Annotated in this window: 26 protein-coding genes and 2 pseudogenes; 22 read left to right on the top strand and 6 right to left on the bottom strand. The window is 32.7% G+C overall.

The window, feature by feature from the left end; genetic code table 11:
• The first annotated feature begins 84 nt into the window (after window positions 1-84).
• Both ACYVEC_RS23350 and ACYVEC_RS23345 read left to right on the top strand, forming a co-directional pair.
• On the top strand, window positions 85-543 hold the full coding sequence (locus tag ACYVEC_RS23350) for a GNAT family N-acetyltransferase (protein WP_063221499.1): 459 nt from the start codon (window positions 85-87) through the stop codon (window positions 541-543).
• A 99-nt stretch (window positions 544-642) separates the two neighbouring features.
• Entirely contained in the window at window positions 643-1140 is a 498-nt protein-coding gene (locus ACYVEC_RS23345) for a DinB family protein (RefSeq protein ID WP_460508545.1), read from the top strand.
• A 44-nt stretch (window positions 1141-1184) separates the two neighbouring features.
• On the opposite strand, the gene ACYVEC_RS23340 is transcribed toward ACYVEC_RS23345, so the two are convergent.
• On the bottom strand, window positions 1185-1601 hold the full coding sequence (locus tag ACYVEC_RS23340; protein ID WP_063221497.1) for a hypothetical protein: 417 nt from the start codon (window positions 1599-1601) through the stop codon (window positions 1185-1187).
• 121 nt (window positions 1602-1722) lie between these two features.
• Between ACYVEC_RS23340 and ACYVEC_RS23335 the strand changes: the two genes are divergently transcribed.
• The 3 genes from ACYVEC_RS23335 to ACYVEC_RS23325 all read left to right on the top strand — a co-directional run bounded on the left by ACYVEC_RS23335 (window position 1723) and on the right by ACYVEC_RS23325 (window position 5724).
• Window positions 1723-2370: a response regulator transcription factor gene (locus ACYVEC_RS23335; protein ID WP_063221496.1), complete on the top strand. Its 648-nt coding sequence runs from the start codon at window positions 1723-1725 to the stop codon at window positions 2368-2370.
• Window positions 2363-3739: a sensor histidine kinase gene (locus ACYVEC_RS23330; RefSeq protein WP_460508541.1), complete on the top strand. Its 1377-nt coding sequence runs from the start codon at window positions 2363-2365 to the stop codon at window positions 3737-3739. The genes ACYVEC_RS23335 and ACYVEC_RS23330 overlap by 8 nt, the downstream gene beginning before the upstream one ends.
• A gap of 191 nt (window positions 3740-3930) precedes the next feature.
• Entirely contained in the window at window positions 3931-5724 is a 1794-nt protein-coding gene (locus ACYVEC_RS23325) for a Xaa-Pro dipeptidyl-peptidase (protein ID WP_063221494.1), read from the top strand.
• Between the two features lie 61 nt (window positions 5725-5785).
• On the opposite strand, the gene ACYVEC_RS23320 is transcribed toward ACYVEC_RS23325, so the two are convergent.
• A complete protein-coding gene (locus ACYVEC_RS23320; protein WP_098557370.1) occupies window positions 5786-6064 on the bottom strand; it encodes a hypothetical protein in 279 nt (92 codons plus the stop codon).
• A gap of 206 nt (window positions 6065-6270) precedes the next feature.
• Between ACYVEC_RS23320 and ACYVEC_RS23315 the strand changes: the two genes are divergently transcribed.
• The 3 genes from ACYVEC_RS23315 to ACYVEC_RS23305 all read left to right on the top strand — a co-directional run bounded on the left by ACYVEC_RS23315 (window position 6271) and on the right by ACYVEC_RS23305 (window position 8105).
• A complete protein-coding gene (locus ACYVEC_RS23315) occupies window positions 6271-7035 on the top strand; it encodes a class I SAM-dependent methyltransferase (protein ID WP_460508536.1) in 765 nt (254 codons plus the stop codon).
• Between the two features lie 203 nt (window positions 7036-7238).
• Window positions 7239-7502 carry a hypothetical protein gene (locus ACYVEC_RS23310; RefSeq protein ID WP_000432423.1) on the top strand — a complete coding sequence of 88 codons (264 nt, stop codon included), beginning with the start codon at window positions 7239-7241 and terminating at the stop codon, window positions 7500-7502.
• 372 nt (window positions 7503-7874) lie between these two features.
• On the top strand, window positions 7875-8105 hold the full coding sequence (locus tag ACYVEC_RS23305; protein WP_000789031.1) for a hypothetical protein: 231 nt from the start codon (window positions 7875-7877) through the stop codon (window positions 8103-8105).
• A gap of 261 nt (window positions 8106-8366) precedes the next feature.
• Here the strand turns inward: ACYVEC_RS23305 and ACYVEC_RS23300 are convergent, their stop codons facing one another.
• Window positions 8367-8798 (bottom strand): cytidine deaminase, encoded by a 432-nt coding sequence (locus ACYVEC_RS23300; RefSeq protein ID WP_460508533.1) that lies wholly within the window; start codon window positions 8796-8798, stop codon window positions 8367-8369.
• A 151-nt stretch (window positions 8799-8949) separates the two neighbouring features.
• On the opposite strand from ACYVEC_RS23300, the pseudogene ACYVEC_RS23295 reads away from it, so the two are divergent.
• From ACYVEC_RS23295 to dltD, 11 genes and pseudogenes are all read left to right on the top strand, one after another.
• Window positions 8950-9039, top strand: a pseudogene (locus tag ACYVEC_RS23295) (ankyrin repeat domain-containing protein); the annotation flags it as partial.
• On the top strand, window positions 9033-9629 hold the full coding sequence (locus ACYVEC_RS23290; protein WP_199677823.1) for a DJ-1/PfpI family protein: 597 nt from the start codon (window positions 9033-9035) through the stop codon (window positions 9627-9629). The pseudogene ACYVEC_RS23295 and the gene ACYVEC_RS23290, both read left to right, overlap by 7 nt.
• A 401-nt stretch (window positions 9630-10030) precedes the next feature.
• Entirely contained in the window at window positions 10031-10387 is a 357-nt protein-coding gene (locus ACYVEC_RS23285) for an FtsB family cell division protein (RefSeq protein ID WP_460508530.1), read from the top strand.
• 259 nt (window positions 10388-10646) lie between these two features.
• The gene (locus tag ACYVEC_RS23280; RefSeq protein WP_000271324.1) at window positions 10647-10973 is read left to right on the top strand and encodes a DUF3870 domain-containing protein; all 327 of its coding nucleotides are present in this window, start codon (window positions 10647-10649) and stop codon (window positions 10971-10973) included.
• A 143-nt stretch (window positions 10974-11116) separates the two neighbouring features.
• On the top strand, window positions 11117-12178 hold the full coding sequence (locus ACYVEC_RS23275) for a dipeptide epimerase (RefSeq protein WP_142332770.1): 1062 nt from the start codon (window positions 11117-11119) through the stop codon (window positions 12176-12178).
• A gap of 39 nt (window positions 12179-12217) precedes the next feature.
• Window positions 12218-13219: a C40 family peptidase gene (locus tag ACYVEC_RS23270; RefSeq protein WP_063221488.1), complete on the top strand. Its 1002-nt coding sequence runs from the start codon at window positions 12218-12220 to the stop codon at window positions 13217-13219.
• A gap of 20 nt (window positions 13220-13239) precedes the next feature.
• The gene (locus ACYVEC_RS23265) at window positions 13240-14862 is read left to right on the top strand and encodes a peptide ABC transporter substrate-binding protein (RefSeq protein WP_063221487.1); all 1623 of its coding nucleotides are present in this window, start codon (window positions 13240-13242) and stop codon (window positions 14860-14862) included.
• A gap of 118 nt (window positions 14863-14980) precedes the next feature.
• Window positions 14981-15400, top strand: a pseudogene (locus ACYVEC_RS23260) (GNAT family N-acetyltransferase); the annotation flags it as partial.
• 116 nt (window positions 15401-15516) lie between these two features.
• A complete protein-coding gene (locus tag ACYVEC_RS23255; protein ID WP_336448403.1) occupies window positions 15517-15981 on the top strand; it encodes a helix-turn-helix transcriptional regulator in 465 nt (154 codons plus the stop codon).
• A 37-nt stretch (window positions 15982-16018) separates the two neighbouring features.
• Entirely contained in the window at window positions 16019-16399 is a 381-nt protein-coding gene (locus ACYVEC_RS23250) for an ammonia permease (RefSeq protein WP_460508523.1), read from the top strand.
• A gap of 734 nt (window positions 16400-17133) precedes the next feature.
• Window positions 17134-18315, top strand: a complete 1182-nt coding sequence (dltD, locus tag ACYVEC_RS23245) for a D-alanyl-lipoteichoic acid biosynthesis protein DltD (RefSeq protein WP_063221484.1) — start codon at window positions 17134-17136, stop codon at window positions 18313-18315.
• A gap of 38 nt (window positions 18316-18353) precedes the next feature.
• On the opposite strand, the gene ACYVEC_RS23240 is transcribed toward dltD, so the two are convergent.
• A complete protein-coding gene (locus tag ACYVEC_RS23240) occupies window positions 18354-18578 on the bottom strand; it encodes a hypothetical protein (protein ID WP_063221483.1) in 225 nt (74 codons plus the stop codon).
• A gap of 148 nt (window positions 18579-18726) precedes the next feature.
• Here ACYVEC_RS23240 and ACYVEC_RS23235 point away from each other — a divergent pair, with 148 nt between their 5' ends.
• On the top strand, window positions 18727-19227 hold the full coding sequence (locus ACYVEC_RS23235; RefSeq protein WP_063221482.1) for a hypothetical protein: 501 nt from the start codon (window positions 18727-18729) through the stop codon (window positions 19225-19227).
• Window positions 19228-19253: 26 nt separating this feature from the next.
• Here the strand turns inward: ACYVEC_RS23235 and uptA are convergent, their stop codons facing one another.
• Window positions 19254-19859, bottom strand: coding sequence for an undecaprenyl phosphate transporter UptA (uptA, locus tag ACYVEC_RS23230; RefSeq protein ID WP_063221481.1), 606 nt, complete (start codon window positions 19857-19859; stop codon window positions 19254-19256).
• A 235-nt stretch (window positions 19860-20094) separates the two neighbouring features.
• Entirely contained in the window at window positions 20095-20859 is a 765-nt protein-coding gene (locus tag ACYVEC_RS23225; protein WP_000447231.1) for a DUF1836 domain-containing protein, read from the bottom strand.
• A gap of 257 nt (window positions 20860-21116) precedes the next feature.
• Here ACYVEC_RS23225 and ACYVEC_RS23220 point away from each other — a divergent pair, with 257 nt between their 5' ends.
• The gene (locus ACYVEC_RS23220) at window positions 21117-21566 is read left to right on the top strand and encodes a hypothetical protein (RefSeq protein ID WP_060631188.1); all 450 of its coding nucleotides are present in this window, start codon (window positions 21117-21119) and stop codon (window positions 21564-21566) included.
• Window positions 21554-21862 (top strand): YxcD family protein, encoded by a 309-nt coding sequence (locus ACYVEC_RS23215; protein WP_460508518.1) that lies wholly within the window; start codon window positions 21554-21556, stop codon window positions 21860-21862. The genes ACYVEC_RS23220 and ACYVEC_RS23215 overlap by 13 nt, the downstream gene beginning before the upstream one ends.
• Window positions 21863-21882: the final 20 nt, after the last annotated feature.

Below are 21882 nucleotides of genomic sequence, written 5' to 3'. Positions count from 1 at the left end.
GAATAAGATAACAATCATAAAAATGCTCAGAATAAATAATTCTTGAGCATTTTTATGTATTTTCATATTAAGCGGGGAATTTACTTGAAAGACATACATATTCAACAAATTGAAGATTTAATGATATACGAACACGATTATCTCGTTGAAGAAAGTAAAGAAGAAGGATTTAATTTCTTAATAAGACTAATAAGTGAGTATGAAAATAAAATAAACACATTTAACAAAACTGGTGAATGTTTATATGGCATTTTTCAAGGAAAAAAGTTGATTGGAATAGGAGGGCTGAATGAGGGTCCATATACAGAAAACAATAAGATTAGCCGATTAAGGAGATTTTATATTGCAAAAGAATACCGCCGGAAAGGATTAGGGAGGTTATTATTAGTGAGAGTTATAAGCGATGCGAAAAAATATTTTAATATTGTTGTTTTAAATACAGATACAGTACAGGGTGACAAATTTTATACTTCGATTGGATTTGTGAAAGGGACAAAATATATGGGAGCGAGCCATTATTTGAACTTATATAAAAGGATGTAGTGAATTATTATTTACCTCTCCGACAGAACTTTTGTTCTATTTTATGTATATTGATGTTATAATTTATATGAATATGATATTAGAATGGGGAATTGGATGATGGGAGAAAATAAAATTATTAATGATTTCAATGAATATTCAATTTGGATAAATACATTGAAAGGTATGAAAGAGGAATTGTGGGTGGCACCAATATCAGAGGGGAAATGGACTATTGGCGAAATCATATCTCATATTATGAACTGGGATGACTATCTATTACGTGAGACATTATCATCAGTGAGAGATGGAAAGGGAATGGAGTTCCCTGATTTTGATACATATAATAAACTAGCATCTAGTTATGCCAAATCCGGTATATCTAAGATGAAACTTCTTGAAGAAGCAAAAGCTAAAAGAGAGTTACTCGTAAAAGAACTTAGATTACTGTCTGCTGAAAATCTAAAGAAACCTTTAACTGCCAATGGAGTATCACATTGTCCTCATACTGGAACGCCGTATTCTCTTATAAATATTATTAAAGAATTTGTAGATCATGATAACCATCATAAAAGACAGGTTATTCATTTTTTAAATGAAAATGCAGTTGCTAACTGATAAAGAAAGATCCCACAAATGATATTTATGGGATCTTTCTTACATTATAATTTAACATTCATTTCTTTCAATAGTCCCTTAGGATCACCTTTTACATAATAAAAATGCGGATTATTTTCATCATCGTAAAGCATAATATAAGGTTTTTCGTTAAGTGGGAGGAGAATAAGTACTTCATCAATTGTTGTATGTAACCACCGATTTGTAATAGAAACTGGTTTAGATAAAGGGATTTTTATCATGTGACCATCTTTTGGGACGACGTTTAAGTTTTTAAATGGGCCAGTAATGGATTCAGCGTATTGAACAGCTTCTTTTTGAATAGCTGGATCTAAAGATTGTTTTTGAACGACCATTTCTTTTTGACAATCAAATACTTCAATTTGTTGATTTGTATTTGCGAACGCATTTGTTGATAATAAGAAGAAAAGAAGAGTAATGACCCAGATTTTTTTCATCATAGTACAACACCTCGTTTTTACTATACCCTTAATTGGTTCAAATATTTTTCTGTCACATACATGTAACAAAGAAGTTGTATGATACAATTGATTTTTGTTTAAAAGCAATGGAGGATAATGCATGAGAGTATTAATCGCAGATGATGAACAGGATATGTTAAGGATTTTAAAAGCTTATTTTGAGAAAGAAGGCTTCGAAGTTTTCTTAGCGAAAGATGGAGAGGAAGCACTTCAAATATTTTATGATGAAAAAATTGATTTAGCTATTTTAGATTGGATGATGCCGAAACATAGTGGTATTACTGTCTGTCAGGAAATAAAGAAGAACTCAAGTGTAAAAGTATTAATGCTTACGGCGAAAAGTGAAAGCGAAGATGAATTAGCAGCGCTTCAAGGCGGGGCAGATGAGTACGTAAAAAAACCATTTCATCCAGGTGTACTCATTGCTCGAGCGAAAAAGCTTATACAGCACGATGATGTCATTCAAGTTCAAGATTTGAAAATAGATTTCACTAAAAATAAAGTTTATAAAAATGACAAAGAATTAGATATTACAAAAACAGAGCTAGAATTAATAAAATGTTTTTTAAATCATAAAGGGATGATTTTAACTCGTAAAAAATTGTTAGATATCGTATGGGGATTTGACTATTTTGGAGAAGAGCGAACTGTTGATACACATGTAAGAAGATTACGTAAAAAAGTAGGAGAAAATATTATAAAGACGCACCGCGGGCTAGGATATAGTTTGGAGGAGCAGAGTGAATAAACTTGGAAAAAAGCTATTTCTCAGTATTTCGTTAACTGTGATTCTTATTTTTACGATTTCTTTATTATTAATTAACTACCTTTTACCGAAATATAATATTTACAAAACACGAGAAAGCTTAGAAGGGATTACAGCACAAATACAGTCTATACCGAGCGAACAATTGGATGAAGCAATTACGAGCATTGAAAATAAAGGGAATGTTACGATTGCGTATACATCAATTAACAATTCGGAAGATCAAATTAATGATGAGTTACGTATGCAACTTACAAGGAAAAGAGTTGCCCTTAATAAACTTTGGATTACAAAAGAGGAAATAATAAAAGTAAAGAACTTCGGGCAATCGAATAAAATATATGATCAAGAGAAGATGAAATCTAGTTTTTTTGTGAAATACATTGCGAAAAATGATATGCTGATTTTAGTAGGGGTTTCGATCGCACATTCAAATGAAGTGATAAAAACATTAAACTCATTTTATTTATACATATTAGGTATTACGATTTTTCTTATTATCGTACTTGTATGGGTACTTTCAAAAACAATCACCAGACCATTGAAAGAATTAAGTGATGTTGCAGAAGATATTTCACGTTTAAAATTTGAACGAGCGAAAGTGAAAACAAATGATGAAATAGGAGACTTAGCTACTAGTATTAATATTATGAGTGATAAACTACATGAGGCACATGAAGATTTAACAGATCGAAATGAACATTTAAAACGATTTATGGGTGATGTGACGCATGAATTAAAAACACCAATCGCGTTAGTGAAAGCATATTCTATGGGAATAAAAGATGGTCTAGATGATGGTACATACATAGATACAATCATTAAACAATCGGATCACATATCAAACCTAATTGAAGAGTTATTACGATTTTCTAAACTAGAAAGAGATGTGTTACAAAAAGAAGAATTCTCTATTAAATCACTAGTTCAAAGTATATTAGATAAGCATAAAATTGAACTGGAGTCGAAGGAAATCGATTTGCAAGTGAACTACAATGTTGACGATGCAGTTGTTTATGCTGATGTAAATAAAATGAGAATGGTGTTTCAAAATTTAATTTCTAATGCGATAAAATATACAGCAAATCAAAATATAAAAATTACTTTAGAAGATCAAAATGAAAATGTATATTTTCAAATTCAAAATGGTATGAATGCTGAACATATGAAAGATATCGATAAAATTTGGGAACCTTTTTACGTCTTAGAATCTTCTCGTAGTAAAGACCATTCAGGTACAGGATTAGGCTTAGCGATTGTGAAAAGTATTTTAGAAAGACATGGTTTTGACTATGGCGTATCTACTATAGAGGGCGAAATACGGTTTTATATTCATATGAAGAATGACTAATTCAATACTATTAGAAACATCGTCTATTAATAGGCGATGTTTTTTTATTGATTATATGATAGTAGTAAGTCAGAATATATAACCTTGAAAGAGTGTTCTACAAATTTCTCAAGTTGTTGTATAAAATATAAACTGAATTTTCTGTAATTTTATTGTATAGTAAAAGGAGAGATATATGGGGAGGAAAGAGTATGGGGAAAAAGAAAATAGCAACATTATCAGCAATATTATCTTTATCAATTACGTCAGGAGTTTCTAGCATGACTGCGTATGCAGACAATAAAGAAACAAACTACATAAATGAGAATGACGTGAAGTTAAATGGAAAAGTTTCAGAAGTGTTACAATCAAACACAAAAATTGAATTAGAAAATGGGATGACAAAACCGATTTATTCGCTTGATGAAGCAATTATTGAAAATTTATTTGTAGAAACAGAAGTTGATAGTGATCGAGATGGAAAAAAGGATCGAGTATCGGTAAAAGTTATGCGTCCAAAAACAGATTCGAATGTGAAAGTTCCCGTTATTTATGAAATGAGTCCATATCGATCAGGCTTAAAAGATGTTCCTGTATATAATGTAGATGAAGAATTGTATGCGTATGAAGGGAAACCGTATGGAGCTGTTAATCTTGGTTCATACGGAAATTATTATGTGCCAAGAGGCTATGCAGTCATTTTAGGTGAAAGTATTGGAACTGGGAAATCAGATGGATGTCCGACGACTGGGGATGAGCAAGAAATACTAGGGACGAAATCTGTTATTGATTGGGTGAACGGGCGTGCGAAGGCATATACAGAAGATGGGAAAGAAGTAAATGCTAACTGGTCTACTGGAAATGTAGGTATGACAGGAGTTTCTTATAATGGTACGTTACCAAATGCAGTTGCGACGACAGGCGTTGAAGGGTTAAAAACGATTATTCCAATTGCAGCGATTAGTAGTTGGTATGATTATTATCGTGCAAACGGTGCAGTCATTGCGCCAGGTGGATACCAAGGAGAAGATACAGATAATATGGCAGAAGCAGTATTAACAAGGGAAAATCCTGAAGTTTGTGGACAAGTAATAAAAGAGCTAACAATTGGACAGGACCGAAAAACTGGTAATTATAATGCTTTTTGGGATAAACGTAATTATGTAAAAGATGCTAAAAACGTAAAAGCGAGTGTATTTGTTGTTCATGGTTTAAATGATTGGAATGTAAAGACGAAGCAGTTTGCGCAATGGTGGGATGCGCTTGGAGAGAATGATGTCCCTCGTAAAATGTGGTTACATCAAGGTGGACATGGTGGAACATCAACGAATGACTGGCAAAGAACACAAAATAAATGGTTCGATTATTGGTTGTATGGAATTGAAAATGGCATTATGAATGAACCGATGGTCGATGTACAACGTGAAAATAAAACTTGGGATAAAATAAAAAATTGGCCGGATCCATCAGCTGTGCCGTCAAAAGTTCGTATGTATTTAAGTAATAAAGCAGTTAATTTACCATTAAGTATAGGTTCTGTTAATAAGGTGTTTTCATTCGTAGATGATGCAAAAATGAAATCAAACCAATTAGTAGCAAACCCAGAATTAGATGTAGCAAATCGATTAGTGTATACAATGCCTGTACTGCAAAAAGATACGCGTATAAGCGGAACACCAAAGATTTCAATTACAGGAAATATTGATCGGTCTGTATCAAATTTAACTGCTCTACTTGTTGATTATGGAGGAGCGAAGCCAGAGGTCGTAACGAGAGGGTGGATGGATCCACAAAACTTAAAGAGTATAGAAAATTCAACAGCGATTCAACCAGGCAAAGATTATACATTTACATGGGACATGCAGCCAGATGATTATGTATTTAAAGCGGGGCATCAAATTGGGGTCGTTTTAATTGCTAGTGATTATGATTATACAATTAGACCGAAAGCGGGCACGAAGCTGACAGTGAAATTAAGTGAAGTGACATTGCCCATTGTAAAATAAATAGTTATGAATAAAGAGCTTACCGCATAGTAAGCTCTTTACATTTTGAAAGGGGAGTTTATTAGGAATTTTTATTGGTAGATACAAAAATGCTTACAACAAATAAAAAAATTGCATTCATGATCAATAGGCCACTAAAAGTAAGCCCAGCAAAACCTCCAGCGAATCCATCTCCTACTTTTTCACCAATTACGTGCAAAGTGGTGAAGAAAACAATGGGGGAAGAAAGAATGAAAATGCAACTGGCTATTTTCCATATTCGCTTATACTTCTTTGCTATAAAGAAAATTAGAGTATTAAAAGTAAAAAGAAGTAAAAAAAATATAATTAATGAATTCATCGTATCCCCCTTTTAGAAAAAAAGTATGAATTTTCATTATTTACATTTTTATTTTAAAGGAAATATTATACAATATGATTATATTCTATGGAAAGCGAGTGATATATTATGACAGTCAGCTCTTTCGAGTTTTCATTAAAAATAAAGGTACAGGAAGATTAATTGAATTAAAATCTTCCGTACGTAAAAAACGGAGGAGAAAATAAATGTTTAGTTTTTATAGTACACTTTGCACGGAACTTTATGATTACACAAAGCCTGTCGGTTATTCTTTAAATGGTGATATTGAGTATTACCAAGAACGTTTAAAAAATTGTAGAGGAAGAATTCTCGAAGCAGCAGTAGGATCAGGGCGAGTCATCATCCCACTTTTTGAGGCTGGTTTTACAGTTGATGGGATTGACTATTCACCTGAAATGCTAGAATCGTGCCGTATACGATGTAAAGAGAGAGGCTTGCAACCTAATTTATATGAAGGAAGCTTACAACAATTTTCACTTCCGTATAAATATGAGGCAATTATCATTCCTACTGGATCTTTTTGTTTAATTGAAAATCGTGAGGATGCTATAAACGCATTGAAATGTTTTTATGAACACCTTAGGCCAGGCGGACGATTAATCGTAGATATTATGCTTCCGCATGACTGGAAGACGGGGGAAATTCATACATCGACTTTTTCTTTGCCGAGCGGAGATGGAATTACTTTAGAAAATAAATCAATTGAAATAGATTGGCTGAACCAAGTTACTCTATCATATTTAAAATATGAAAAATGGAGTAGAGGACAATTAGTACAAACAGAATTGCAACGCTTTGCGATACGTTGGTATGGAGTAGAAGAGTTTAGACTTCTTTTAGAAAGTATAGGTTTCTCAAACATTACGTGCTTTGCTGACTATGTTTATGAAAAAGAACCGTCAAATGCAGATCAAATGTTTACTTTTGAAGCTGTGCGTAACGAAAAATAAAGAACGATCTATTAAAACAAGGCAGTCGGTACACTATCGACTGTCTTGTTTTAATTGTGAAATCCTTACATTTTGTTACGTTTTTATTGTCCAAGCATTCTGCTACTAACTACATATACTATTTATGTTAAAGTCAGCTACTATTTTATATAGGGCTGATAGTTTCTTGAAAATGTTATTTTAGTGACGTGGGAGGAATCAATTTGGAAAACGTAGAACAAGATAGAATTGAAAATCAAGTGTATTCAAATCGTGTAGTAAGATCAGAATTTGATGCGAATTGGGAAACGTGTATTTCAAAAAGTGGCTATGTAATTTATGTAGCAACAAGTAATAATGCTGAAGTAATAGTACTTCTTGCAGATGGTTCAAGTAAATTATTAATTTTCGAAAAAGGCGGTAAAGTAGTAGTAGGTGGCGGTGGAACAAGTCATTACAGTAAGCCGCATATTGCGAGAAATATTTAAGGTAGAATATGCTATTGGAGAAGAAGCTGGAAAGCGGTTAGTTATTCATGCTCTAAACATGAATGACTAACCGCTTTTATTTGTTTAAATCATTTTAGTAGAATTTGATTTATTACAAATACTTTTGGATGATCAGAGAAGTATGAAGGGGATTGTACGGATCAGTATTTGAAATATAATGTAGGGTTTGAAGAATCCTATAAGCAATATAAAAAAGCATTTCCTATTTCGGGAAATGCTTTTTCTATGTTATAGTATAATAGTGTTTTAAAACAATGATATTTTAATATATTTCAAATTTTGTTGTGTATTATTTTTATATTAAATTAGTTGTGTAAGTATTTTTTTATATAAGGAGTAATAATTAGAGAAATGAAAAATATAGACTTTATACTAGAAAGTGATGAGGCATTAAAACCGTCTGAACGATTAGTACTATTATTATTAGAGAAGCATAGAATGTTATATACGAACGATCTATTGGCATTATCTAATTTATCATATAAAACATTAACGGATTCATTAACGGCGCTTGTATTAAAATCATATGTGTTAAAGGAAACAGGTAAGGGCAGAAGACAGAATTGTTATAGATTGGTATGATAAGACTACTGATTTTAGAGGGTTTATATTAATATTTATCGAATGTAAGGATAAATTATATTTTTGTTTTCAAATGAAAAATGCGAAACGAGGTAAACTTAAATATTTTAATTTCGTTTTTGTTAATGATAATTTAGTCATTTTTAAAAATAGAAAAATAAAATAAACTGCATAAAACAGAAATAAAAACACAATCCGTTTTTAAAACGGATTGTGTTTTTATTGGAATAATATTATTTGATGAATGGAAAACTGGAATGATTATTCTACTTCACTTGTATACTTTTCAGGTAATAATTCCATTACGTTACATTTTACAAGTTCACCATTATAAGAAAGTATAACGTTCGTATTTTTTCCGTAATCACTTATTAATTCTCGACACATACCACATGGAGCAACAACCCAACATTTTTCAATATCTTCATGAGGGTGTGGGTGAGCGACTGCTACAATGGTATCAAATTCATGATCACCTTCTGGAATAGATTTTCCGATTGCCATAGCTTCGCCACATACTGTTATTCTTCCAACGTTGGCTTCAACATGTACTGCTGCATAAATATTACCTGTTTTAGTTCTTACAGCTGAACCGATATAATGACGGCCATATTTATAGTTTTTTTCGATTACTTTTTCAGCAGCTTTAATTAAATCATAGTCTTCACTATCTAAAGGCATTACTTGTAACATAATTTCTCCTCCATACTAAACATGATTAGCATTATTTTAGCAGAAATTTAATATTTAAAATAAAAGATAGGAATTAAATAGATAATATTATTATGTAAACTATCATTTTAAAAGGAATATATAATAATCAATAGAACATATAGAAGAGTGTGATGATGAGAAAACAGCCTATGATATTGCATTAGAAAAAGAACATAATCACCTTTTACATTATTTGCAACAGGGAGTGAACGTGTGGTGAATAAATGGAGTGTAGGTATATTTTTATTTAATGACGTAGAAGTGTTAGATTTTGCAGGGCCATATGAAGTTTTTTCTGTAACCGAAGGGCAGGAAGAAAAACCATTTACTGTGTATACAGTTAGTCAAAATGGAAAAATGATTACAGCAAGAAACGGATTAAAGGTACAGCCGGATTATAGTATTGAAGATTTACCACCAGTTGATATTTTAATTATTCCAGGCGGTCTAGGAGTTAGAGAAAATGAAGTGAAAAATGATATTATTATAGATTGGGTTCGACAGCAAATGAAAGAAGTAAAGCTAATGACTTCAGTTTGTACTGGAGCGTTATTACTTGCGAAAGCCGGTTTGCTTGAAGGATTAAAAGTCACAACACATTGGGCAAGTATTCAAACATTCAAAAAAGATTTTCCGAATGTAGAAGTAATGGAGAATGTGAAATTTGTAGATGAAGGACATATTATTACATCTGCCGGTATTTCAGCCGGTATTAACATGTCATTTCATATTGTGAAAAATTTGTTAGGTGTGGAGATTGCTGAGGAAACGGCAAAAAGCATGGAATATGATATTGATTTACAAAATTAAAAAAGCCCAATTAGGGCTTTTTTCTTATTTTGAATGTAAATAAGTAACAACCTTAAAAGATGATTTATGCTCCAAATCTTAGTTCTGAAACAGTAATTCCAGTTCTTTCGAATGTACGACAATGCATCTTTTTCTCCTTGTAAGAATGTTAAAACAAGGAGAAATTTGTATGTAAAAAAACTCTTCTACAATAATAGAAAAAGATTAACAGAAACTACTATTTTATGGCAGCATACATAAAAAAATGCAATATAAATATGGAAATGTCGTCGAATACTATCTTTAATTGGTTAATTTGTGAGATATTTTTGTGAAGGAGCTTATTTTATAAGAATAGAATTATAGTTAGTAAGAGATCATGCCGATGGTAGTGAAAATATATGTGTTAGGGGGATTTCATAATGAGGAAACTCAAGCGAATAAATGTTCCTAATTTGCAAGAACAACTATCACAGTCTAATGAGAATCGAGCAATTAATAAGAAAAAACTAAGGCGATTTATACTCATGTTTATATTTATTGCGGCGGCTACTTTGTACGTTCAATTTATTTTAACGAAACAACAAGAAATAATCGTTGAAAAACAAGATACAATAACGAATCAAAAAAAACAATTGGTTTCTTTAGAGAAAGATCAGGCTTCTTTAAAGACTAACATAGAAAATTTAACAGACGATGAGGAAGAAATTTTGAAGTTTGCGAGAAAAGAATATCAATTTTCTAAGTCCAATGAAACTATATTTGTATTGCCGAAGTAGTGTAATAAAACAGTTAGTGATAGCTAGCTGTTTTTTCATGTATGAATGGCATGGTACAAGAAACAATCACATATTGTAAAAATGAAGAGTTTGAGCTGTTTTTATAATTATGGAATATATACCGAAATAAATGTTGTTAAAATTCTGTCAATTGTATTATAATACAAGTTAAGCGAATACATTTTTTAATCAACGTTGAGTTTATCACTCATACGACTATTAAGAAAACCGTTATCCCGTATTAGAAAGGAAGATAGCTGTGTACGCTTCAAATACAATTTATGTCGTAGGGGATGCGAAAGCACCTCAAAATAATCCCATTACCGAAAAGTTCAAAAGTTATTTTGTAGCATTTGTACTTGTTAAGGAGACTGGGGAAATTGTAGATGCAGATTGCTCAGCGACAATTGCATTAACATCTCAATTCGTTAAATATTTATTTCTACATAAAAATATTAATGACCCAGCGTTAGTAATGGAAATAAAAGATCGTTATTTCGGTTCATCTCAAAAGGCATTACTTGTAGCATTAAAAGATGCACAGAAAAAATATAATCAAATCGCTGCTTTGTCTACCCATTCATAGACAAAATCCAGCCGTAAGAATCTTCTTATGGCTGGATTTTTTTATTTTCCATTAACCTTCTACATGAAAAGTAAGTGAAAGAGGAGATGGATTGCTCCAAAATAATTGAGAATTAAGGTTCCATTTTGCCAGACAACGAAAGGATGAACAAAATGAAAATTACCGATGTAAAAGTAAATCGTAGACGTGTAAATCTCCATACACCGTTTAAAACGGCGCTTCGTACTGTAACCGAAATAGAAAGTATAGATGTATATATTCATACAGATGAAGGAATTGTTGGCAAGGGTGCTGCAGCCGCAACACCAGTTATTACGGGGGATTTCGCTAACGGGATTGAAGAAGCAATTTTAGGGCCGATGCGTTCAAGTTTAGTTGGTCAAGATATCATTCAGTTTCAGCAGTTACTACAGCACATACAAATGAGTTGTATTGGAAATCCAAGTGCGAAAGCGGCGGTAGATATCGCTTTATATGATGTGTATTGTCAATTTCAAAACGTTCCACTTTACGCACTATTAGGCGGGAAGAAAGAAATTCATACAGATATTACGGTGAGTGTAGATGAGCCTTTCGTTATGGCAAAAGAAGCAAAGCAACATGTAGAAAAAGGGTTTCAAACTTTGAAAATTAAAGTGGGGAAATCTGTTCATTTAGATTTAGAACGTATTGAAGCGATTCGAAATAGTGTACCAAAAAATACGACGTTACGATTAGATGCAAATCAAGGATGGAATCCAAAAGAAGCGGTTTCTATCATTAAAGAAATGGAGAATCGTAATTTAAATATCGAATTTATTGAACAACCTGTTCATGCGAAAGATTGGGATGGGTTAAAGTACGTCAAAGACAATGTGCAAACGCCTATTATGGCAGATGAAAGCATATTTTCAGCCAGTGATGCATTGAAAATCGTGCAAGGAAGATATGCAGACTTAATCAATATTAAATTAATGAAATGTGGTGGCATTCGGGAAGCGTGGCGTATTGCAGATATAGCAGAAGCAGCTGGTGTGAAATGTATGGTGGGGAGCATGATGGAATCTTCTCTTTCTGTTAGCGCTGTTGCACATTTGGCGGTAGCTCATCCTAATATTCATTATTTCGATCTTGATGCGCCGCTTTGGTTAATGGAAGAGCCGGAAGGAATGACTTATTCGGGCTCAAAGGTAAACCTTCAATCGACAGTGAATAGTAAATCTTAGGAGAAGAGACTAGTAAACTACCTTTTAAGGGGGATATTTATGAAAAAAGTAGGAACTGCATTTTTAACAACTTTATTTATATTTTCATCGTTTACATCAGCAAATGCTGAAGAGAAGAAAGATAGTAAAGCGTTTATCGATGTATCTGCCGCAACACTTTGGACTGCACCTGATTCATTACGACCAATTGATGTGCCGAGTGCTACAAATCCAGTTGATTTGTGGAAGTGGACGAAATCGATGACACTTGACGAGAAACTTTGGTTAACAAATGCAAATAAATTAGAAACGCAAGCGCTACTCGGTCAAGAAGTAACGGTTGTTGATAAAAAAGGTGATTGGGTGAAAGTGTTAGTCCATGGTCAACCAACACCGCGAAATGAAGAAGGTTATCCAGGGTGGATGCCTGAAAAACAATTAACATACAATCAAGAATTTGCAGATAAAACAAATGAACCTTTCGTATTAGTAACGAAACCGACAGCGATTTTATACATTAATCCTTCTGAAAAACATAAATCGCTTGAAGTCAGCTACAATACGCGTTTACTACTATTAAGTGAAGATTCAATTTCATACCGCGTGTTGTTGCCAAATGGTCAAAAGGCATGGTTACGAAAAAATGACGGAGCGGTTTACCGTTCTCAAAATGATATTCCAACTCCGGCGGCTGATGATTTAATAAACACAGGAAAAATGTTTTTAGGATTACCGTATATATGGGCTGGTACAAGTGGTTTTGGGTTTGATTGCTCTGGATTTACACATACAATTTATAAATCGCATGGTATTACAATTCCACGAGATTCTGGTCCGCAATCGAGAAATGGAGTTGCAGTTGATAAAGAACATTTACAAAAAGGAGATTTAATCTTCTTTGCACATGATCAAGGAAAAGGAAGTGTTCATCATGTGGGGATGTATATTGGTGATGGAAATATGATTCACTCACCAAGAGCTGAAAGATCAGTAGAGATTATACCGCTAAATACACCTGGATATATAGAAGAATACGCTGGTGCTCGTCGTTACTTACCTTAAAAAATAGAGGGGGTTTTCAAATGAAAAAAGTTGTTCGTTACTCATTAGTTAGTACTCTATTAGTTTCTTCAATTTTAGTTGGCTGTGCAAAAGAAAAAACAACGACAAAGCCGAAAGATGAGAAGAAAGTATTACAGTTACTAGAAACGGGTGAAATTCCGTCGTTAAATTCAGGGAAAGTAACAGATGCAGTATCATTTAACGTTTTAAATAACGTAATGGAAGGATTATTCCGCTTATCGAAGAATGATGAAGTGATTGAGGCTGGAGCACAAAAATATGAAGTTAGTAAAGATGGAAAAACATATACATTCCACTTACGTGATGCGAAATGGTCTAACGGAGATCCAGTAACATCGCAAGATTACGTATATGCTTGGAAACAACTTATTAATCCAGATACGGCTTCTCAATATGCATACATTGCATACGATGTGAAAAATGCGGAGAAAATAAATAAGAAACAACTAGGGTTAGAGGAATTAGGAGTGAAAGCGACGGATGATAAAACGTTCGTTGTAGAGTTAGAACATCCTGTACCGTATTTTACGAAACTACTTATTTTACCGTCCTTCTATCCAATTAACGAAAAATATGCGAAAGAGCAAGGCGATAAATACGGTTTAGAAGCAAATAAAGCAGTATACAATGGACCATTTACATTATCTGATTGGAAGCATGAAGCTAGCTTTACAATGAAGAAAAACGATAAGTATTGGGATAAAAAAGAAGTAAAGTTAGATGAAGTAAACTATCAAATTGTAAAAGAAATTTCAACGGCGGTAAATTTATATGAAACAGATAAAGTTGATAGAGCTGTTATTTCTACAGAATTTGTAGATAAATATAAAAATAATAAAGAGTTAAAACAATATACAGATCCAGTTATGTACTTCTTCCGATTTAATGAAAATGTACCGATTCTTAAAAATAAAAATGCACGTCTTGCGCTAAGTACAGTTTTTGATAAGAAGGGACTCGCAGATTCATTTTTAAATGATGGATCGGTTGCAGCGAACTATTACGTACCAAAAGGATTTTTAAAAGGCCCAGATAAGAAAGATTTTAGAAGTACGGCTGGTGAGTTTAATAAGACAAATGTAAAACAGGCGAAGGAATATTGGGAGAAAGCAAAACAAGAGACAGGTACAAATGAAGTGACGTTAGAACTATTAAATTATGACTTAGAAAACTTTAAAAAAGTTGGAGAGTACATTAAAGAGCAGCTTGAGAAAAACTTACCAGGATTAAAAGTGAATGTGAAATTACAACCACATACGCAAAAATTAGCACTTGAGAAGAAGAAAGAATATGAAATGTCGTTATCACGCTGGTTACCGGATTATCCAGATCCAATGACTTACTTAGAAGTATTCCTTTCTGAAAGCAGTGTTAATAATACAGAATATGCAAACCCAGAATATGATGCGTTAATTAAGAAGATTAAAACAGAATTAGGTAATGATGAAAAAGCTCGTTGGAAAGCACTGCAAGATGCTGAAAAAATGCTACTGGATGATGCAGTAATTGCACCTGTATTCCAGCGTGGATTATCATACTTACAAAAGCCGTATGTGAAAGATTTATATGTACATCAATTCGGTCCAGCAACAAGTTTAAAGTGGGCAGATGTACAAAAATAAAGGATGAGTAAACAGACTCCACGTGTGTGGTAGTCTGTTTTTCTTATTTAAAGTTAAATAAATAGCTCGTGTTATAAATTACTAGTCTGTAAACAGAGATTGGAGGGGCATGATGTTTATGTTGGTAGAAAAGAAAGTAATAGGTACAAAAAGATTGTTCATGAGGAAATCAATTATAGAAAATGTTGATCAATTTTATAACATATTAAAGAAAGAAGCTGTTGGTAAATGACTTGCTTAATCAAGAGGAATGTCAAAAGAAGAAGAAAATGATTATATCGGACAACTTATATTACATTGGGGACATTATAACCTCGGGGTATGGTTGTTATTTAATAGTAAAATTGGAAAACTTTTAGAGTGTTGTTGTTTAAGAAAGGTAAATGAAGCGTGTGAAATAGAAATTATGTATTTATTTAATCCAGAATATCGGGGGAATTGATACGCATCAGAAGCAGCAAGGGCTTCCATTCAATATGCAATAGAGTCTATGAGTGTAAAAAGAATAATTGCTAGGGTGAAGATAGTAAATGGGAATTGATTTCATTACATTGAAATGACAAAAGGGAACGTAAAAAAATGGGTTGATAACAAATTAGAAATAGTGTAAAATTACACCAAATAACACATAGGTTACTTTCGGAGGTGGAGGAATTGAATAAAGAGCTTACAATCGAACTCATATCAACAAAAATAAAGTTAATTCGTACGGAAAAAGGATACACACAGGATAAAATGGCTGAAGTTCTTGGTATTTCAAAAAAAACGCTTGTTCAAATTGAGAAGGGACGAACAAATGCAGGATGGACGAATACCGTAGCAATTTGTGCATTGTTTAGGGATAGCGAGGTTTTACAGTCTAGTCTAGGAGATGATCCATTAGTAGTCATTACAACTTTAGCACATAAAAGCATGAACAACGCCAAACAGAAAACACTGGGAGGAAAAGTCTGGTGGAAACAAATTCAAGAAAAAGGTAACTATCGTTTACAACAAAATCTAATTAGTCAGCATTACCGTATTTTAGATAAACAAGATTATCGTTGGTTTAACTCGTTTGATTTAGAAGACGCAATCGGTCACCTTGAAAAATTAGCAGCAGACTCAGAAAATCAATAGACTACAATGACCCAAAATAAATAGGAGGAACTTACATATGCTCATCTTAAGTCTTCTTTGGATACTATATACACCCTATCTCGTATTATGCGGATTTGCGGGTGGGATTTATTTAATAAAAACAGGGGTCAAATATCATAAACTACTCGTGAGTATTATGGGATTACTCAGTGTTTCCTTTGTCGTACTGCCTTATATTTTTTGGGGGCTGGGCGTTGAGGGTAGTCAATATCTTGATATCCCAACCGAATTATACTGGATCCTATTTTCTTTAACGGGGCTACTATCAGGGTTTATAGGTTTACAGTCAAAAATTAAAGGCATACGCAATATGGGATTTATTATTTTTACTAGTGGAATAATCGGAGTCTTTTTCTATTATTTAATGTCTGTACCTGGTTCTATGTATATCAGATAGTTTTTTCTAAATTCGACTTATCTACTACTATATGATACTGAATTCAAAAGGATAGTAATACAGAGGAGATGTTATAGAGTCTCCTTTCTACTGTGGTCAAAATGATTGAGATCTTTGCTAATGCACGCCTGTTTAAATTTCTTAGTATTTAGTAGATAACGAATATCAAAGAGAGTATCATAAGAAAGCTGAATATAATAATAATTAATATACTCAACTACTTGGACACTTGTCTAAGTGGTTTATTTGTTATAAAAAACTGTTAAGTGTAGATAAATTTGCTAAATCAGTAGATAAAGCAGCTAAATCTATACATAAGCAAGCTCCGATGGTCGAAGGAGTAACAAGATTTGGTGAATATGGGGAGTTAGAACAGAAAGCGAGGTTTTGCATATAAGCATGATGTTGATTATAGTGGACGTATATTATCTCATTTTAAATTTAATATATCACCTGATGGATTATAGACATTATATATATTTTTTCATGTCTTAAAAATAAAATTATTAGTAAAATTCCAGTGTGAAATATATGTAGAATCTTGTATAATTAACGTGTTTCTATGGAAACATTTTCTTGCGCTATTTATATAGAGCTTTATAGAACAAGGGAAGAAATACATACATGTATATAATAGATAAATAGAATGGAACATGTATAGAGAAAAAGGAGAAAAAAATGACGTGTCAAAAACAAGGGTTACAATTTAATCGCGATAGAAAGAGGAACAAAAAATGAAAATGAAGCATGCTTTTGGTCCCATAATTTTAGCATGTGTGCTTTTTTTCATTATCGTACTAATCCCATCAAAAAGTTTAGTATCAATTATTAGTGATAAGAAAGTAGAAGATGCGGCAACTTCCTTACAAAAAGAAAAGTTACAAGGTGTTTTCTTGCAGCGGAAAATGTTAGAGAATTCGCAGTATTTACCGATGTACGGTTCATCTGAATTTTTACGAATGGATGCATACCATCCGTCTAATTACTTTAAAGTAAATCCCGCGGGTTTTACACCATATTTAATCGGGATTGGCGGTACACAAAGTTTAGCTCACATATTAAATATGACGTCTACAGTGGATGAATTGGAAGGTAAAAAGGTAGTCTTTGTTCTATCACCACAGTGGTTTACAAAGACAGGGGTATCACAAGGGGATTTTACTAACAATTTCTCAAAGCAACAGGCATATCATTTTATTTTTAATGATAAAATAAAGGTAGAAATGAAGAAGCAAATTGCGAAACGACTATTAGATTATAAAGTTGTTCAAGAAGATGATATATTAAAAAATTCATTAGAAGGTATTGTGTATAATGATACAAAACATAACATAAAAGCAGGTTTAGTAAAACCACTTGCTTATATGCATCGAAATATTTTAGATCATAGAGATTTATTTAACTCTTTATTTAAGATTGAGCCGATGAAAGAAAAGACAAATGTGGGACTACGTTCAATTTCTTGGGTAGATGCACGTAAACATGCGGAACAAGAAGGGGAAGCGGAGTCTACTACAAATACATTTGGAATTGAAAATCCATACTACTATAAACATAATTTAAAGAAAAAATTAAAAGGATTAAAAAACTTTAGAGCGAATGAATCATATGAAGAATCACCAGAATATGATGACTTGCAAATTGTTTTAAATATTTTTAAAGAGAAAAATGTTAAGCCGCTCTTTATTTCTGTACCTGTAAATGGACCATGGTATGATTACGCTGGTTTCCCTAAAGAACGCCGAGAAGTGTATTATAAAAAAGTTCGGGAACAAGTTGAGAAAGCAGGATATCCAGTAGTCGATTTCTCTGGCCATGAATATGATAAGTATTTCTTAAAGGATACAATTCATTTAGGTTGGAAAGGCTGGATTTACTTTGATGAAGCAGTGCAAAACTTTTATAATGAGAAATAAGTTAAGAGAAAAAGGAACGGCTATAAGCTGTTCCTTTTTTAGTACAGAGGATTTTGATGTGGACAATTCGGGAATGCATGTATATCTTGAATTTGTCTAAAATCATAATGCTTCATTGCGAACTGAGCTTGGTAAAGGTATTCATAAACATATAATTGACCATCATGTGCTGAACATAATACACCAGAAGTTCCTTGCCCATTAATAAAGGAAATGCCTATAGGGCGTCCAATTAAGTAAGGTAGCTTTTGTTGCCAATGCATAGGGAAATCAATCCTTTTTGAGATAATATACGAAATCAATGAGTGAATTGTTGCTTTTCCACGTAAATCTTAAGTTGGAGGTTTTTTATGTAGTTTCTAGAAGTTATATATGAATCGGTTATAAGTGTGAACGAGGAAGGAATGAATTATGGAGAAAGAAAGTATTCTGGAAGAAAAGTTAGGTTTAATAGAATGGTGTCAAACATTTAAGTGTGTAACTCATGATGTATGGTTTGAATCTTTTAGAAAAGGTTCATGGGGAATTGCAGATGTGATTTCACATTTTATTGTTTGGGATGTGTTTTTAATAAAGTATAGAATTCCATACTTTATAAGTGGACAATCTGTACCAAATGTTCCAATAGATGTTGAGGAAATGAATAAGGGAGCAATGAAATATGCGAGATCTGGTATTTCAAAAGAAGAACTATTAGATCAATTTAGTGTTACTCGTAAAAAATTAGTAGATCAAATTGAGCGAATTCCTACCCAATATTTTGATAATGACTACCAATTTGGCACTAAAAAAGTGAGATTAAATAATTACTTTTCATCACTCATTCAACATGACTTAAAGCACAAAGAAGAAATAATGCAATTTCTAATATATAATCAAGCATATAATAAAAACCGCTATAATTCTGAATGAATGTATAGCGGTTTTTATTTGGGATTTTAAGCAAGATTTTTACGTTTTTTTGTCCATTTTTTAATGACAAAGTATAAAAGGATAAGTACGACACCACCGATTGCGAATGATTTCACATACGGTCCAGCAATATCATTAATATTCTCCCAGTTTTCACCTAGTTTTTCACCTAAATAAATGAAAATGATAGACCAGGGGATGATCGCAAGTGCTGTTAATGTAGTGAAACGTAGTAAGGGCATTTTTGTAATACCAGCAGGAATTGAAATCGCATGGCGTACTACTGGAATGAAGCGCGCTGTGAAAATTACGCCAGTTCCGTAACGATTAAACCAATCTTCAGCAGCGTCTATTTGTTTTTTATGTATGAAAATATATTTTCCGTAACGTTCTAAAATAGGGCGTCCACCGTATCGTCCAATCCAATAAATAAAGATTTGAGCAATAACACCGCCAATTGTACCAAATACAACTGCACCTAAAAATGAGATACTACCATTGAAAACTAAGTATCCTGCATAAGCAAGGACAATTTCACTTGGAATAATCTCAATCATAAGTCCAAGCATAATGCCCCAATAACCTAATCCTTCAAAAAATGTTAATACTGAATGAATAAAACTACTTACCATTTGTTGCACCTTCTAGTTTATGAATTTTTGAATAGGTTAACCTTTTATTTAATAATATAAAAGATTAACTATATGTAGATTATACCTTATTTATATAAAGGATTGCTATTTCAATTCTTTTATGTCTCTCATAAGTATTATAGCAAAGGAAATAAGCCCAGTTTTCTTGAAGAGATAATGAAAGGATTATTAAAAATTTCTCATAAAAAAATAGGAGCATTTCTGCTCCTATTTTTTATGGCTTCACATCTAAGTTCTGTAAAAATAACGTTGCTGTTACGTAACGTTTCGCTAGCATTTGTACATAAGCGGTATGCACAGATAATGTCGCAATAATAATGGCGTTACGAATTGCTTCGCGTTGCTCGTTATTAATTTGATCGAACTTGCTTGCGATTTTATCAGCTTTTTCTTTTACGATATTTTCAATTGTATGAACTGTATCTGTTGCATTTAGTTGTAAGCAGTTCCCTTGGTTAAGTTCTTCAAATAGAGAAGAGTATGCTACATATAAATGAACAGGATTGATTAAATCATCACTTCGATCAGCTGGGTCATTAACGATTAGGCGTAATAGCTTACGAATGGATTCAAAATCAAGTGCTGTTTTTAAATCTTCGACAATGAATAGTAAGGCTGCTTGTTCAATTGAATATTTTTTCCCTTTTTGAGGAGAGCCAATCATTTCTTTTATATCTCGTTTCACCCAGTTTTGCATAGCAGTTACAGAGAAACTTGTGTTTTCGATCTGATTGCCAAGCGCGACTATTTCATTTAAAGAAAAACCGACGTCTGTATCGTCAATTTTAATCAGTTTTTCGAAAATAGGTGAAAGTGCGGTAGTAATAAAAGCAGTTACGCTTTGTCCGCTTTCAATATCTTTTTTATGTGACTTTGCCCAAGCTTCTTGTAAAATACCGAGAGGCTTTTTCGTATTCCATCCTCTTAATGATAGAAGGAGGGTTGCCATTTCGTTTCGTGTGAGATGAAATGTTTCCATCTTTTCACCTCCAAAATAATAAAAAGTTCTTATGAACTTATAATATGTTTTGTTTCATTTAAAGTCAATTCAGTTTTGCTTAATTTTTCCTTTGTCACTAAACTGTTGGAAGTAAATAATACTTGCATATTTCGACAAAAGTTCATATAATGAGTTCATAAGAACCTTTAAATGTTCTTAAAAATAAATCTATCATTCTGAATTTACTAGAAAGGTAGATTTCACATATATCTATATAAAAGGAGAATGGATATAATATGTTGAAAAAACTTGTAGCAGTAATGACAGCATTCATGGTGATTTTTGGGGCTAGTAGCTTTATGTTCGTAGATCATGCGGCAGCGAAAAGTTACAAATCTGGTAAAAAATCATTTACACCAAGTTCAGGTCAAAAATCAAAAGTTGATTTAAACAAAAAAGATTCAAATGTAAATTCTCAAAAAACGACTCCAGATTCAAAAACAAAAGCAACAAACACAGCACCAAAAAGTAATAAAGGAAGCTTTATGAAAGGTTTATTACTAGGTGGTCTTGGTGGTTTACTAATGGGTAGCTTATTTGCAAATATGGGAGCTCTTGGTTCTGTATTAGCGTTTATGGTAAATATGTTAGTAATGGCTGGTATCGTAATGTTAGCAATTCGTGCATTTAAATACTTCAAAGATCAACGTAAGAAAAAGGCAGATGAAGTAGCATGGAAACAATAAAAATTTCTGAACAAGAACTTATCAATGCGCTTTGCGTATATATCGCTGAAAAAAGACAAGTTGGTCCAGAAGAAGTTTTAGTTGAACTCATGTATGACGATGACTACGGATTCTCTTCTGAAGTAGAGGTAAATGGTCGCCAGCAAATTTTAATCCAAGCGAACTTAATCGAAGCACTACGCTTATTGCTTGACAGAGAATATAATGTCAATTCATTTGCGGCAAGATTACAACTTGAATTAGATGATGAAGAAGGTATTTACGCATTAGCGAAATTTAATAAATCAGATGAGTAGGAAAAAGAGCTGTTGAGAGT

The organism is Bacillus sp. MN7755 (assembly GCF_054771475.1).
Note: the sequence above shows the minus strand (reverse complement) of the source record. Positions and strands in the feature narration are given on the sequence as shown.

Coding starts and splice junctions, on each gene's coding strand:
- ACYVEC_RS23345 (WP_460508545.1), top strand. CDS start 643: ATGGGAGAAAATAAAATTATTAATGATTTCAATGAATATTCAATTTGG.
- ACYVEC_RS23340 (WP_063221497.1), bottom strand. CDS start 1,601: ATGATGAAAAAAATCTGGGTCATTACTCTTCTTTTCTTCTTATTATCA.
- ACYVEC_RS23335 (WP_063221496.1), top strand. CDS start 1,723: ATGAGAGTATTAATCGCAGATGATGAACAGGATATGTTAAGGATTTTA.
- ACYVEC_RS23325 (WP_063221494.1), top strand. CDS start 3,931: ATGGGGAAAAAGAAAATAGCAACATTATCAGCAATATTATCTTTATCA.
- ACYVEC_RS23320 (WP_098557370.1), bottom strand. CDS start 6,064: ATGAATTCATTAATTATATTTTTTTTACTTCTTTTTACTTTTAATACT.
- ACYVEC_RS23315 (WP_460508536.1), top strand. CDS start 6,271: ATGTTTAGTTTTTATAGTACACTTTGCACGGAACTTTATGATTACACA.
- ACYVEC_RS23305 (WP_000789031.1), top strand. CDS start 7,875: ATGAAAAATATAGACTTTATACTAGAAAGTGATGAGGCATTAAAACCG.
- ACYVEC_RS23300 (WP_460508533.1), bottom strand. CDS start 8,798: ATGTTACAAGTAATGCCTTTAGATAGTGAAGACTATGATTTAATTAAA.
- ACYVEC_RS23285 (WP_460508530.1), top strand. CDS start 10,031: ATGAGGAAACTCAAGCGAATAAATGTTCCTAATTTGCAAGAACAACTA.
- ACYVEC_RS23275 (WP_142332770.1), top strand. CDS start 11,117: ATGAACAAAATGAAAATTACCGATGTAAAAGTAAATCGTAGACGTGTA.
- ACYVEC_RS23270 (WP_063221488.1), top strand. CDS start 12,218: ATGAAAAAAGTAGGAACTGCATTTTTAACAACTTTATTTATATTTTCA.
- ACYVEC_RS23265 (WP_063221487.1), top strand. CDS start 13,240: ATGAAAAAAGTTGTTCGTTACTCATTAGTTAGTACTCTATTAGTTTCT.
- ACYVEC_RS23250 (WP_460508523.1), top strand. CDS start 16,019: ATGCTCATCTTAAGTCTTCTTTGGATACTATATACACCCTATCTCGTA.
- dltD (WP_063221484.1), top strand. CDS start 17,134: ATGAAAATGAAGCATGCTTTTGGTCCCATAATTTTAGCATGTGTGCTT.
- ACYVEC_RS23240 (WP_063221483.1), bottom strand. CDS start 18,578: ATGCATTGGCAACAAAAGCTACCTTACTTAATTGGACGCCCTATAGGC.
- ACYVEC_RS23235 (WP_063221482.1), top strand. CDS start 18,727: ATGGAGAAAGAAAGTATTCTGGAAGAAAAGTTAGGTTTAATAGAATGG.
- uptA (WP_063221481.1), bottom strand. CDS start 19,859: ATGGTAAGTAGTTTTATTCATTCAGTATTAACATTTTTTGAAGGATTA.
- ACYVEC_RS23225 (WP_000447231.1), bottom strand. CDS start 20,859: ATGGAAACATTTCATCTCACACGAAACGAAATGGCAACCCTCCTTCTA.
- ACYVEC_RS23220 (WP_060631188.1), top strand. CDS start 21,117: ATGTTGAAAAAACTTGTAGCAGTAATGACAGCATTCATGGTGATTTTT.
- ACYVEC_RS23215 (WP_460508518.1), top strand. CDS start 21,554: ATGGAAACAATAAAAATTTCTGAACAAGAACTTATCAATGCGCTTTGC.